The sequence below is a fragment of the Frigoribacterium sp. CFBP 13707 genome (assembly GCF_014842245.1).
GTDB classification, from domain to species: domain Bacteria; phylum Actinomycetota; class Actinomycetes; order Actinomycetales; family Microbacteriaceae; genus Frigoribacterium; species Frigoribacterium endophyticum.
Genome location: NZ_JACYVL010000005.1, coordinates 122,415 through 135,198, shown reverse-complemented (window position 1 = coordinate 135,198; position 12,784 = coordinate 122,415). Strand labels below are relative to the sequence as shown.

The window sequence follows — 12,784 nt, the reverse complement described above, 5'->3', positions numbered from 1 at the left end:
TGTCGTGCGGTGCAGGCGGTGGCCGCTAGGCGGCGACCGGCTTGCGCTGGCCGACCACGGCGCCGGCGTCGGCGGCCTGGGCGGCCTCGACGGTGACGCTCTCGCCCGAGCGGCGGACGAAGCGCTTGAGGCCGACGAGCACCACGGCCGACACCACGGTGCCGGCGAGGATCGCGACGACCCACATGCCGAGGTTCCCGATCGCGAAGAACACGAAGAGGCCGCCGTGCGGGGCCTGCGACGTGACGCCCGCGGCCATCGAGATGGCTCCGGTCACCGCTCCTCCGACCATCGAGGCCGGGATGACGCGCAGCGGGTCGGCCGCGGCGAACGGGATGGCCCCCTCGGAGATGAAGGAGGCGCCCAGCAGCCACGCGGCCGTGCCGTTCGAGCGCTCGACCTGCGAGAAGCCCTTGCGGTACAGCACCGTCGAGGCGAGGGCCATCGCGAGCGGCGGCACCATGCCCGCGCCCATGACGGCGGCCATGATCATCAGCGGTGCGGGGTTGTCGGTGAGCGAGCCCGCCGACAGGCCGGCGACGGCGAACGAGTAGGCCACCTTGTTGACGGGGCCGCCGAGGTCGACGCACATCATCAGGCCGAGCACGACGCCGAGCACGACCGCGCCCGTGCCGTTGAGGCCGTTGAGGAAGTCGGTGAGCGCGACGGTCAGCGCGGCGATCGGGCCGCCGAGCACGAGCACGAGCAGGCCGCTCGCGAAGATCGACGCGAAGAGCGGGATGATCACGACGGGCATCAGGCCGCGCAGCCAGCGCGGCACGGTGGGCCGGCCGATCCAGTACGCGGCGAAGCCGGCGAGCAGGCCGCCGACGAGGCCGCCGATGAAGCCGGCGCCCATGAAGACGGCGACGGCGCCCGCGACGAAGCCGGGCGCGATGCCCGGGCGGTCGGCGATGGCGTACGCGATGTAGCCGGCGAGGGCCGCGACCAGGAAGCCCATCGACAGGTTGCCGATCTGGAAGGCGGCGGCGCCGAGGAAGTACACCAGGCCCTCGGGCGGCAGGTTCGTCAGCGAGTAGTCCGTCAGCACGGTCGCGGCGTTGCCCGCGATCTCGTAGCCCGAGAGCAGGAAGCCCAGGGCGAGCAGCAGGCCGCCGCCGGCGACGAACGGGATCATGTACGAGACGCCGGTCAGCAGCCAGCGCTTCAGCGACGAGCCGAAGCCCTCCTTCGCGCGGGTCTCCTGAGCCGACGCGTCGTCGGCCGAGCCCGCGACGCGGGGAGCGGCGGGGTCGGTGGCCGCGGCCATCGCCTCCTTGACCATGGCGTCGGGGGCGTCGACGCCGCGCTTGACCGGCCCGCGCACGACGGGCTTCCCGGCGAAGCGCGACTGGTCGCGCACGTCGACGTCCACGGCGAAGATGACGGCGTCGGCCGCGGCGATCACGGCGGGGTCGAGCGGGGTCACCTTCGACGATCCCTGGGTCTCGATCTGCAGGTCGGCGCCGAGGCGGGCGGCGGCCGCGACCAGCGCGTCCGCGGCCATGTAGGTGTGGGCGATGCCGGTGGGGCACGCCGTGACGCCGACCAGCTGGGGGCGACGGGCGCCGTCGGCCGGGGAGGTGCCGGAGGCGCTGTTCGCGCCCGCGGGAGCGGTGCCGGTGGTGCCCCGCGCCTCCGCCACGTCGCCGCTGACCTCCTGGTCGACGAGGGCGACCACGTCGGCGGGGGTGCGCGCGGCCCGGAGCGCCGCGGTGAAGTCGTCGCGGATGAGCGCACGGGCGAGGGTGGAGAGGACCGTCATGTGGTCGCTGTCGGCGCCCTCGGGCACCGCGATCATGAAGACGATGTCGGCGTCGCCGTCGGGGGCGCCGAAGGGCACCGTGCGCGCGAGGCGCGAGAAGGCGAGCGTCGGCTCGGTGACCGAGGTCGACCGGGCGTGGGGGATGGCGATGCCGCCGGGCACGCCGGTGCCGATCGAGGCCTCTCGGGCGATCGCGTCGTCGGCGAGCGAGTCGGCGGAGCCGGCGCGGCCGGCGGCGGCCACGCGGCCGGCGAGCACCCGGATCACGTCGGACGACGTGGCTCCCAGGTCTTCGTCGAGGCCGACGAGGTCGGTGCTGATGAGTGCGGACATGGTGGGGTGCTCCTTGGGGTCGGGCGTCGTTGCTCAGCGGTGGCCGACGGCCACGGGGGCCATCGGGACGACGTCGATGTCGTCGGGGGAGGTCTGGTCGAGGGAGGGGACGATGCTGCCGGGGAGGGCCGCGGCGGCCGCGCCCGAGGCGACGGCCTGCGCGAGGCGGCCGGCCGGGTCGGCGCCGGCCTGCTCGGCGAGCAGCCAGCCCGAGAGGGAGGAGTCGCCCGCGCCGACCGTGCTCAGCGGCACGATGCGCGGGGCGGCGGCGAACCACGCGCCGGAGTCGTCGACGAGCACGGCGCCCACGCTGCCGAGGGTCAGCAGCACCGCGCCGACGCCGAGCTCGCGGAGGCGCTGGGCGCCCGCCACGGCGGCGTCGAGGTCGCGCTCGTAGGTGTCGGCGTCTCCGCCGACGACCTCGGCGAGCTCCTCCGCGTTCGGCTTGACCAGGTCGACCCGGACGCCGGAGGCGACGAGCGCGGCGAAGGGGGCGCCCGACGAGTCGACGGCGATGCGCGGCGCAGCGTCGCCGTGGGCGGCGCGGACGGCGCCGACGACGTCGGCGAGCCAGGTCACCGGCAGCCCCGGGGGCAGCGACCCCGCGAGCACGAGCCACGACGCCAGGGGGGCGTGCTCGACGACGAGGCCGGTCAGCGCCTCCACGTGGGCTCCGAGGTCGGGGCCGACCTCGTTGATCTTGGTCGTCGTGCCGCCGGGCTCGGTGACGGTGACGTTCGCCCGCAGGCGCTGCTCGATCGGCAGGTTGACGGTGGGCACGCCGCGCTGGCGGAGGGCCGTGAGCACGGGGTCGTCGAGCAGCCCGGGCAGCAGCGCGACGGTCTCGGCGCCCGAGGCCGCGAGGGCCCGCGAGACGTTGACGCCCTTGCCGCCGGGCTCGTCGGTCGTGCGGGCGGCGCGCTGCACCTCGCCACGGCGGAGCTCGTCGGTGAGCTCGATCGTGCGGTCGAGGGAGGGGTTCGGGGTGACGGTGAGGATCATCCGCCGGGCGGGGGCGCCCTCGGCGGGGCCGGTGCCGCTGCCCGCGGGGCCGTGGGCGGTCGGTGCTGTGCTCATCGTCGGACCTCGTCGTCGTCGGGAGCCTGATCGACTCCGTTCCGGACGATGAAACCACATGATCGGGCAGAGAACAACAAGAACGGGCATCCGATCTGCCCCGGATCGGTCTGCTCGTCTCGTCGACGCTCCCCGTCGCAGCGCGACGTGCCCCGTCCTGGGCCCTGCACCCGACCCAGGGCCCAGGACGGGTCACCTCGATCGGGGAACGCCGACGGGCCGCGGCCGACGACGGTGAGGTCGACGGCCGCGGCCCGGGGGAGGCGCGGTGCGGGTGCCGGAGGCGCGCCGCGGTCAGGCGCGACGGCGGCTGACGAGCACCCCTCCCGCTCCGGCGAGGAGCAGCAGCGCCGCGAGGGCCGCGCCGAGGCGAGCGTCGGCGCCGCCCGTGTAGGCGAGCGCGCCCGCACGGGTCGGGGCGCCGGCGACGCGGGTCGGCGTCGTGCCGGCCGGGACGGCACCCGTGCCCGTGCCCGTGCCGGCGCCGGGCGCGCCGGCTCCCGTCCCCGGCACGACCGGCGTCGTCGGGTCGGTCGGCGCCGTCGGCGCCTCGCACGGCAGCGTCCCGGCGCGGAGCGAGAACCCGTCCGTGTCGGCGTCGTCGGCGTAGAACGTCTGGCGCGCGCCGTCGGTGCAGGTCGCGGCGTCGGCCACGGCGAAGCCCTCGTTGGCGAGCCCGCGGTCGGCGTTCAGCGGGGCCTCGTAGACGACCTGCTCGGCGAAGGCGCCCGAGGCGTCGACGTCGAAGAGGGCGGTGCGGCCCGAGCAGGCTTCGTCGCAGACGACCCAGAGGGCGTCGAGGTCGGCGTCGAACTGCACGTCGGCGACGAGGTCGAACGAGGTGGCGATCGTCGCGACGCGCTCGGCCGAGCCGTCGGTCGAGAGGGCGTAGGCGTAGACGCTCGCGGTGCCCTCGACGCCGACGAAGAACAGGCCCTCGCCGTGGCCGGGGCGGGCGGCGGGGTCGTAGGCGGCGCCGGTCGACTCGTCGACGAAGCCGCGCTCCGTCAGCCACGAGTCGGGCACCCAGGTGACGCCCTCGAGCCCGGCGTTCGCGCCGAGGCCGGGGAAGTCCGCGGCGAGGTTCCACTCCTGCGTCGCGACGAGCGTCGTCACGCTGCCGGCGGCGGCCACCTCGTAGCGCAGCACCGAGGGGCGGCTGACGCTCGAGGCGGCGTTGTTCCGCTCGGACGAGACGTACACGCCGCCGTCGCTCGAGTCGCCGGTCACGGTGACGCCCTCGGCGTCGACGCGGCCGGTGCCGTCGGGGTAGCGCAGGGCCTTGCCCGCGGACCAGCCGGAGTCGGTGGCCGGGGCCCAGCCCCCCGCGCCGTCCGAGACGATGCGGTAGAGCAGGCCGTCGCCGTTCTGCACGGCCCAGAGGGTGCCGTCGGCCGAGGTGCCGGAGGGCTCGTAGTCCAGGCCGCTGAGGTCGCCGGTGAAGGTCGCCTCGTCGTCGAGCGGCAGCTCGTCCGGGCCGCCCGGCCACGGCTGGGTGAGGACGGTGCCCGCGGCGATGTTCGCCGAGCCCTTGGTGGCCTCGAGCGTGCCCGTGAAGTCGCCGGTGCCGTCGGGGCTGCGGCCCCAGGTCACCGCGGCGTGCTGCGTCCAGGCGTACGAGTCGACGAGGGTGACGCCGTCGCGGGCGAACAGGCGGACGCTGTCCGCGCCTCCCAGTCCGAAGTCGAACCCGGCGGGCGTCGTCGCCGTCAGCTCGTCGAGCACGAGGAAGCCCCCGGGCTGGACGACGGAGCCCGTCGGCAGCACGTACCGGTGCGTGTCGTCGCTGTCACGGAGCACGAAGCCGCTGACGTCGACGGGGGTCGCGCCGACGGTGGTCAGCTCGACCCAGTCGCCGGGCGTGCCGCCGCTCGACTCGACCTCGTTGAGGCGCACGGGGGAGGAGCAGTCGTTCGCCGCGCCCTTCGTGCTCGTCGTCGTGGTGGCGAACTCGCCGGTGCCGTCGGGGCAGCGGCCGTAGCTGACGAGGCTGTGCTCGGTCCAGCTGTAGGTGAGCGCCAGGGCGCCCGAGGCGTCGTAGAGGCGGGCGGAGTCGGCGCCGCCGAGGCCGAAGTCGAAGCCGGGGCGGACGCCCTGGGCTTGGTCGATGACGAAGAAGCCGCCGGGGGCGACGGTCGAGCCGGCGGGCAGCACGTACTTCGCGTGCGAGTCGTCGCCGTCGAGAAAGGACCAGCCGGAGACGTCGACGGCGGTGCTGCCGACGTTGGTCAGCTCGACCCAGTCGGTGTCGTCGCCGTTCGACTCGACCTCGTTGATGCGCAGCGTCGTCGCGACCGGCGCGGGTGCGGGTGTGGGCGTCGGAGCCGGGGTGGGCGCGGGGGTCGGAGCCGGCGTCGTGCCGGGGTCGGTCGGCGTCGGCGTCGTCGCCGCGGCGTTGGCCGTGCCCTTGCTCGAGGCGGGCGTGACGCCGAAGGCGCCCGTGCGGTCGGGCAGGCGCCCGTACGTCGTGGCGGCGGCGGCCGTCCAGCTGTACGAGTCGAGCAGCGTCGTGCCGTCGGCGTCGAACAGGCGCACCGAGTCGGCCTTGCCGAGGCCGAAGCTGAGGCCCGTGGCCGGGTCGGTCGACTCGTCGACGACGAGGAACCCGAGGGCCGGGAGGGTCGTGCCCGCCGGCAGGGTGAAGGCGTGGGTGTCGTCGTTGTCCTTCAGCACGAGGCCGGAGACGTCGACCGGGGCCGAGGTGGTGTTGGCGAGCTCGATCCAGTCGCCGGGCGTGCCGCCGTCCGACTCGATCTCGTTGACGACGACCGTGCCGGGGAGCGTCGGGACTCCCGTGGCGGCCGAGGCGGGGGCGGCGGTGCCGACGAGCCCGACGGCGGCGACGCAGCCGACGAGGGTCGTCGCGCCGAGGCGCCGGAGGAGGGGGTGCATGCGTGATCCGTTCGTGGGGTGACGTGGTCACCCGCACTCTCGTGCCCCGCGACGTGCAGCCGGTGAACCCCCGGTGAACGACAGGTGGTGCGCATCACCGCGTCGACCCGGAGCTCTGCCTCCCGTCGGGCCGGAGGCCTGCCCGGAGGGGGCTCAGGCCTCCTCGTCGTCCTCGTCCTCGTCGCCCTCCGCGGCGCCCGCGGCCTCGACCCAGTCGGTCGCCTCGTCGGAGAGGTAGAACTCGTCGTCGGTGCCCTCGCCGACCCAGGTGTCGTCGTCGCCCGGCTCGCCCGTGACGGCGGTGATCTGCTCGAGGATCTCCGGCGGCACGGCATCGCCGGCGTTGTCGATCAGCCACTGCCGGGTGCTCGGGATCAGGTCGGGCCACCACTCGTCGATTCGCATGCGCCGAGCCTGGCACGCCGCGGCGGGCCGTGCCAGCCCGGAGGGGCGTGGTCGGAGCGGGCGTGGTCGGAGCGATCGTGGCCCGGAAGGGTGCGACAGGCCCGGCCCGGCGCTAGTGTCCCGGCATGACCTGGCCCGTCGTCCACCTCTCCCGCTCGTTCGACCACGACGTCGCCGCGGTGTCCCGCATCGCCGGGGACCCTGCGAACCTGCCCGCGTGGGCGGCGGGCCTCAGCGCGGGCGTCCGCGAGGAGGGCGGTCGGTGGTTCGCGGACTCCCCGATGGGCGTCGTCGAGGTGGCCTTCACCGGGCCGGTGGAGCTGGGGGTCCTCGACCACGACGTGACCCTGCCCGACGGGACGACCGTACGGAACCCGTTCCGGGTCGTGGCCAACGACCAGGGCAGCGAGGCCGTGTTCACCCTCTTCCGGCGTGACGGCGTCTCCGAGGCGGCGTTCGAGGCCGACGCCGCCGCCGTACAAAGCGACCTCGACCGGCTCGCGGCGCTGCTCGACGAGCGGCTCCCTCGCACCCGCCGGGGGCCTCAGCCGACCGCGCCCGTCAGCGGGTCGACAGCCAGTCCCTGACCGTGGCCGCGACGACGTCCAGATGCGACTCGAGCAGGAAGTGCCCTCCGTCGACGAGCTCGACGCGGGCGTCGGGCGAGTCCTGCCGGAAGGCCGCGGCGCCCTCGGCGGCGAAGATCTCGTCGTGGCGTCCCCAGATGGCCAGGACGGGGACGCGGGAGTCGCGGAGCCAGTCGTGGACGGCCGGGTAGAGATCCCTGTTGGTGGCGTAGTCGCGGAAGAGCGCCAGCTGCACGTCGTCCTGGCCGGGGCGCGCGAGGAGCGCGAGGTCGTGCTCCCAGGCGTCCGGGTCGACGGTCGAGGGGTCGGGGACGCCGTGGGTGTACTGCCACTCGACGGCGTCACGGCCGAGCGCCGGGCGGAGGGCGTCGCGGGTCTCGGCTGTCCGCTCCGCCGCGTCGGCCCAGATCGGGTCCCAGAAGCTCGGCACGAAGCCCTCCTCGTAGGCGTTGCCGTTCTGTGAGATGACGCCCGTCACGGCCTCGGGGTGGTCCAGGGCCAGCCGCCAGCCGACGGGTGCGCCGTAGTCCTGGACGTAGATCGCGTACTCGTCGACCCCGACGGCGGCGAGGAACTGACCCGTCACCTCGGCGAGGGCGGCGAAGGTGTAGTCGAAGTCGTCGACGAACGGCGCCGACGATCGCCCGAAGCCGATGTGGTCCGGCGCGATGACGCGGTACCGGTCGGCCAGGGCGGGGATGAGGTGCCGGAACATGTGGGAGCTGGTGGGGTACCCGTGCAGGAGCAGGACGACGGGTGCGTCGGCGGCGCCCGCTTCCCGGTAGAACACGTCGAGGCCGTCGACGGAGACGGTGCGGTGGTGGACGGTGGTCATGACTAACCCCTAACGGCTTGATTACTGGTTAGTCAGGACGCTAGCATGATCCTGTCGGCGTGGCCGCGGAGGAGATCGGAGAGACGTGCTCGAGAACGAAGACCTCCTCCTGGCGCTGCTCAACAGCGCACCGGTGATCGACGGCGTGCCGACGGACGCCCTCGAGGGGGCGGAGGGCCGGGCCCTCGCTCTCCGGTGGGGCGGGACGGGCACCGACCGGGAGTCCGCTCAGCTCGCCGACGTCCGTCGGCTCCTCCAGGCCGTCGTCCGCGGGGGAGGCGCGGGTCCCGTCGACGAGCTCGCCGCGGTGCTCGAGGGCGCGGTCCAGGTGCCCCGCGTGACTCCGGCGGGCGTGCGCTGGGAACTCCGCGCCCCTGACGACGAGAAGCTCGCCGTCCGTGCCGTGCTGGCCTGGTCGGGCGTCGCGGAGGAGCTGCCCGGGCGACTGCGCGCGTGCGCCAACGACGAGTGCAACCTCTTCCTCGTCGACCACAGCCGCCCCGGCACGGCGAAGTGGTGCTCGATGGCCGTCTGCGGCAACCGCATGAAGGCCCGCGCGCACGCGAGCCGCGCCGCGCGCTGACCGCCTCGACGCAGACGTCCCGTACGGCCCGGCTGCTGACCCGGTCAGGCACGTCTGCGCCGCAGCCGTCGGCTACCGCACCCCGCTGCGCACGAAGCCCTGGACGAAGAAGCGCTGGAACGCCAGGAACAGCACCACCATCGGGAGCACCGAGATCACGGCCAGCGCCATGATGCCGTTGTAGTCGGGCGTCGTCTGCCCCTTGAGGTAGAGCAGCCCGACGGGCAGCGTGTAGAGGTCGGGGTCCTTCAGGGCGATCAGCGGCCAAGCGAAGTCGTTCCAGCTGCCGAGCAGCGTGAGCAGCACGAGCACCGCGACCAGCGGGCCGCTGAGCGGCAGGACGATCGCGGTGAAGACCCGCACCGGGCCCGCGCCGTCGAGGCGGGCGGCCTCGATGAGCTCCTGCGGGATGCCGAGCATGAACTGCCGCGCGAGGAACACCCCGAACGCGGTGGCTGCCGAGGGCAGGATGACGGCCCAGTAGGTGCCGTAGATCTCGAGCCCGTTCACGAGGCGGAACTGCGCGACCATGGTCGCCTGCACCGGGATCATCAGCGTCGCGAGGAAGACCAGGAAGACCGCCGTGCGCCCCGCGAAGCGCAGCTGTGCGAACGCGTACCCGGCGAGCAGGTTGACGACGACCGTCAGCACGGTGACGAAGACCCCGATCACGAGGGAGTTCCCGAACCACTCGGCCACGGGGTAGCGCTCGAGCACCCGGCTGAAGTTCTCGAGGGTGAGGCCGCTGGGGAGGAGGCGCAGGCCGCGCCCGAACACCTCGCCCCGCGGCGAGAAGGCCACGACGAGCATCCACAGCAGCGGGAACGCCACCACGACGGAGGCGACGACGGCGACGACGGTGCGGACGACGACGAAGCCGCCGCGCCGGGGAGGACGTCGACGTGGGGCGCGGGCCCCCGCGGCACGGTCGGCGCCGAGGGCGGTGCTGCGGGGCGCGCCGGCCGCAGGCGGGTCGGCGACGGTCTGGGGGATGGTCACAGGCTGGTCCTCGTCATTCGGTGAGGTCGCGGGTGCGGTTCGTGCGCCACTGCACGACGGTGAAGGCCAGCGTCACGACGAGGATCACGACGCCGAGGGCGGCCCCGTAGCCCTGCTCGCGGATCTGGAAGCCGTTGCGGTAGGCGTAGGTGCCGAGCACCGAGGTGGAGTAGCCGGGGCCGCCGCCGGTGAGGACGAAGACGAGGTCGAACACCTGGAACGACGCGATGACGTTGAGCACCAGCAGGAAGAAGGTCGAGGGCCCGACGAGGGGCACCGTGATCGACCGGAACCGCTGCCAGGCGCCCGCACCGTCGAGCTCGGCGGCCTCGTACAGCTCGGGGGAGACCGACTGCAGCCCGGCCAGGTAGATGATCATGTTCAGGCCGACGCGCAGCCAGATCATGGTGAGGATCACCGACACCATGGCCAGGGCGCCGTCCGACTGCCACGGCACCGCGCCGAGCCCGATCGCGCGGAGCACCTGGTTCACCAGGCCGTTGGCCTCCGTGAAGAGGATCACAGCGATCATCGCGCTGGCCACTCCCGAGATGACCATCGGGAGCACGAGCATCGTCCGCCAGGCTCGGCGACCGGGCAGCACCCCGTCGAGCAGCACGGCGAGGCCGAGGCCGAGGGCCATCTCGACGGGCACGGTGACGACGGTGAAGAGGACGGTGTTGCCGAGGGTCTGCCAGAAGACCGGGTCGGCGGCCATGCGCGCGTAGTTCGCACCGCCGACCCACTCGGGGTCGCCGAAGCCACGGGTCTCCTGGAACGACAGCTGCACGGCCCCGAGGATGGGCACGAGCAGGAACACCGACAGCAGCACGAGGTTCGGCCCGATGAAGGCCCAGCCGACGAGGCCCTCGCGGAGGCGCGCGGCGCGCCGCCCGGGCCGGCGCGCGCCCGTCAGCACCGTCATCAGTCGGTGGCCTGGCCGACGGCCTCGTCGATGGCGCTCAGGGTGTCGTCGACCGACTGCCCCTGGGTGAACGCCGCCTCGAGCTGGTCCTGCATCGCGACGGTGATCTCGGCCAGGTAGGGCGACGTCAGCTGCTTCACGTCGGAGGGCTCGATGGTGGTCGCCTGCTCGACGAAGACCGGCATGACGTCCGGCCGCACCGCGAAATCGATCGACGAGGCGTCGACGTCGGTGCGGGTGGGCAGCTCGTTGGTGGCGGCGCAGAACTCGGTCATCGCGTCGGCCGAGGCCATGAAGTTCAGGAACTCCGTGGCGAGCTCGCCCTGGTCGGTGTCGGCCGTCGCGACGAGGGCGTTGCCGCCGAGGTCGGTGGCTCCGCGCTCGTCGACGGGCAGGGGCACGGCCGTCCAGTCGAAGTCGGTCGACGCGAGCTCGGGCACGAGGAACGAGCCCACGAAGGCCATCGCCGTCGTCTGCTCGCTGAACAGCGTGTCGGCGTACGAGGTCGACTTGACGCTGCTGGTCGGCGGCACCCACTGCTGGTCGAAGAACGACGTCGTGAAGGCGAGCGCCTCGGCCGCCTCGGGCGAGTCGATCTCGCTCGTCGTGCCGTCGTCGCCGAGCAGCGCGCCGCCCGACTGGAAGAGCCAGCTGAGCCAGCGGGGCGTGCCGCCCTGCTGCCAGTTGACGACGAAGGGGTACTGCTCGGCCGGGAGGCTCGTGCGCAGCGCCGCGGCGACCTCGCCGAACTCGTCCCACGTCCACGCGTCGGCCTGCGTGGTCGGCAGGTCGGTCACGCCCGCCGCCGCGAGCAGCTCGGTGTTGACGAGCAGCGCCGAGACGTCGGTCTGGTGCGGCACGCCGTAGACGGCGCCGTCGTACGAGACGGCCTCGAGCATGGCGGGCTGGAAGGAGTCTTCGTCGTCGACCTGGCCGGTGAGGTCGAGCAGCTGGCCCTGGCTCGAGTAGACGCCGAGGTTGCCGTAGTCGACGCGGAACACGTCGGGCGCGTCACCGGTGGAGAGCTGCGCGTCGATGTTCGAGAACATCTGGTCGTAGGGCACGACGTTGAGGTCGACCGTCGCGCCGTCGTGCTCGCTCTCGAACTGGGTGACCAGGGCCTCGAACGACTCCTGCTCGGACTCGCTCGCCCAGGTCGTGAAGGTCAGCGCGCCGTCGGCGTCGTCGTCGGAGCCTCCGGTGAAGCCGCTGCAGCCGGAGAGGCCAGCGGCCAGGGCGAGGGTCGCGGCGGCTGCCACGGTCGTGCGTCGGGTCGTCATGTCGGTTCTCCTGGCGTCGGTTCGGTCGGGATCTGTGCGGGGGTCGTGGCAGGAGCGGGGAGGCGTTCCTCGACGAGGGACACGAGGCCGAGCGGCCCCAGCAGGTCGCGGAGACCGGCGTGTACCCCGACCGCATCCGGGTCGTGCTGCGCAGAGTGTGCTCCCTCACGCGTCGTGAAGGCCGCCGTCACGTCTTCCAGGGCCCGGACGCACGCGAATCGGATGAGCCGGCCCTCGTCGAGGGCGGCGTCGCCGTACCCCGCACGGAACGCCGCCCGGTGCTCCGGCTCGACGGGCAGCCCCGGCAGGACCCCGAGCTCGACCAGCACGAGATCGACCTCGCGGGGCGCGACGGTGGCCTCGTCGAGGTCGATCAGCCAGGGCCGGCCCCCGTCGTCGACGACGACGTTGCCGAGGTGCGGATCACCGTGGCAGGGCACCCGCGGTGCGGGTCGGCGCTCGGCCTTGAGGCGCAGGGCCGTCGCCTCGAGCTGTCGGAGGCGCCCCCGGTTCGCTCGCCAGAGGTCGGTGAGCTCGGGGTCGGCCGTCGAGGCAGCACCGTCGTCGCCCAGGAGGGCGTCCAGCTCGCGGAGGCGGACGCGTGCCCGTCGCCCCGCGCGCTTGACGCCGCTCCGGAGCGGCGCGATGCCGGCCGGGGGCTGCTGGGAGTGGATCCGTCGCACGACGGCGCCCAGCTCCGACCACTGGCCGAGGTCGAGCCCGCGGCCGTCCTCCGCGGCGTCGTCACCGAGCACCCAGGGCGACACGGAGACCGTCGAGCCCTCGTGCTCGGACCAGAGCTCGCCCGCGAGGGTCGGCAGGGGAGCGACGACGCCGGGCGCGCCGCCGAGGGAGGCGGCCAGCGCGAGGCCGAAACGGCAGTCGCGCCGCGTGGCCTTCACCGACCACAGGTCGCCTGAGCCGTCCTCCACCTGCCAGACCGAGGCGTCGGGGTCGAGACCGCCGACGATCGGCACGTCGGCCACGACGACGAGGCCCCACGCGGCGAGGGGCGGAGGCGGCGTGCGCGTCGAGCGCGCGGGAGGCTGCACCGGGCGAGCGTGTCACCCGCCACCGACATCGCGCCTCCGGCCGGGCGACGC

Annotated in this window: 11 protein-coding genes; 2 read left to right on the top strand and 9 right to left on the bottom strand. The window is 73.9% G+C overall.

Features of this window, described 5'->3' with window-relative positions:
• Positions 1-25 precede the first annotated feature (25 nt).
• The 4 genes from IFT45_RS11235 to IFT45_RS11220 form a co-directional block, all read right to left on the bottom strand.
• On the bottom strand, positions 26-2,098 hold the full coding sequence (locus IFT45_RS11235; RefSeq protein WP_185231498.1) for a fructose-specific PTS transporter subunit EIIC: 2,073 nt from the start codon (positions 2,096-2,098) through the stop codon (positions 26-28).
• A gap of 33 nt (positions 2,099-2,131) precedes the next feature.
• Positions 2,132-3,100 carry a 1-phosphofructokinase family hexose kinase gene (locus IFT45_RS11230; RefSeq protein WP_185234323.1) on the bottom strand — a complete coding sequence of 323 codons (969 nt, stop codon included), beginning with the start codon at positions 3,098-3,100 and terminating at the stop codon, positions 2,132-2,134.
• Positions 3,101-3,469: 369 nt separating this feature from the next.
• A complete protein-coding gene (locus IFT45_RS17640) occupies positions 3,470-6,067 on the bottom strand; it encodes a lamin tail domain-containing protein (protein ID WP_192128193.1) in 2,598 nt (865 codons plus the stop codon).
• Positions 6,068-6,220: 153 nt separating this feature from the next.
• Complete coding sequence (locus IFT45_RS11220; protein ID WP_185231502.1) at positions 6,221-6,472, bottom strand: hypothetical protein; 252 nt, start codon at positions 6,470-6,472, stop codon at positions 6,221-6,223.
• A gap of 125 nt (positions 6,473-6,597) precedes the next feature.
• Here IFT45_RS11220 and IFT45_RS11215 point away from each other — a divergent pair, with 125 nt between their 5' ends.
• On the top strand, positions 6,598-7,059 hold the full coding sequence (locus IFT45_RS11215) for an SRPBCC family protein (protein WP_244637929.1): 462 nt from the start codon (positions 6,598-6,600) through the stop codon (positions 7,057-7,059).
• Here IFT45_RS11215 and IFT45_RS11210 read toward each other — a convergent pair.
• Positions 7,034-7,894 carry an alpha/beta fold hydrolase gene (locus IFT45_RS11210; RefSeq protein WP_192128191.1) on the bottom strand — a complete coding sequence of 287 codons (861 nt, stop codon included), beginning with the start codon at positions 7,892-7,894 and terminating at the stop codon, positions 7,034-7,036. The genes IFT45_RS11215 and IFT45_RS11210 overlap by 26 nt on opposite strands.
• Before the next feature lie 85 nt (positions 7,895-7,979).
• Here IFT45_RS11210 and IFT45_RS11205 point away from each other — a divergent pair, with 85 nt between their 5' ends.
• Complete coding sequence (locus IFT45_RS11205) at positions 7,980-8,477, top strand: CGNR zinc finger domain-containing protein (protein ID WP_185231506.1); 498 nt, start codon at positions 7,980-7,982, stop codon at positions 8,475-8,477.
• A 72-nt stretch (positions 8,478-8,549) separates the two neighbouring features.
• Here IFT45_RS11205 and IFT45_RS11200 read toward each other — a convergent pair whose 3' ends face one another.
• Genes IFT45_RS11200 through IFT45_RS11185 form a run of 4 tightly spaced genes read right to left on the bottom strand, consistent with a single transcriptional unit; the run spans position 8,550 to position 12,733 of the window.
• Positions 8,550-9,476, bottom strand: coding sequence for a carbohydrate ABC transporter permease (locus IFT45_RS11200; RefSeq protein ID WP_371810977.1), 927 nt, complete (start codon positions 9,474-9,476; stop codon positions 8,550-8,552).
• Positions 9,477-9,489: 13 nt separating this feature from the next.
• Positions 9,490-10,401 carry a carbohydrate ABC transporter permease gene (locus IFT45_RS11195; protein WP_185231508.1) on the bottom strand — a complete coding sequence of 304 codons (912 nt, stop codon included), beginning with the start codon at positions 10,399-10,401 and terminating at the stop codon, positions 9,490-9,492.
• Entirely contained in the window at positions 10,401-11,681 is a 1,281-nt protein-coding gene (locus IFT45_RS11190; RefSeq protein ID WP_185231510.1) for a sugar ABC transporter substrate-binding protein, read from the bottom strand. Before IFT45_RS11190 ends, IFT45_RS11195 begins: the two co-directional genes overlap by 1 nt.
• Entirely contained in the window at positions 11,678-12,733 is a 1,056-nt protein-coding gene (locus tag IFT45_RS11185; RefSeq protein WP_192128189.1) for a phosphotransferase, read from the bottom strand. Before IFT45_RS11185 ends, IFT45_RS11190 begins: the two co-directional genes overlap by 4 nt.
• Positions 12,734-12,784 lie beyond the last annotated feature (51 nt).